Below are 248 nucleotides of genomic sequence, written 5' to 3'. Positions count from 1 at the left end.
ATTCGAGCTCTCCACGTACATTCGACGTTACTTTTTGCACCACAAAGTCAGACCATTGTTGGCCTGATAGAGCAGCAACGATGGAGCCGAGATATTACTAAGCGTGGGCAAAAGCACCAACACGCGACTCGTCCTTATAAGGAGAAAGAGAGTTACAAATGGGAGCAAGCTTCTCGCCGTGTCGTTGAACGCCTAGGGGATAAAATGTTAGATGTTATCTCGGTCTGTGACCGAGAAGCTGACCTATT

1 pseudogene is annotated in these 248 nt (G+C 47.6%); it reads left to right on the top strand.

The annotated features are described in order from the left end of the window. Positions 1-248 (top strand): annotated as a pseudogene (locus tag OQJ86_RS26530) (IS4 family transposase); the annotation flags it as partial.

Source organism: Vibrio sp. Sgm 5 (assembly GCF_026241575.1).
GTDB lineage: Bacteria > Pseudomonadota > Gammaproteobacteria > Enterobacterales > Vibrionaceae > Vibrio > Vibrio jasicida.
This window is presented reverse-complemented; position numbering and strand designations above follow the sequence as displayed.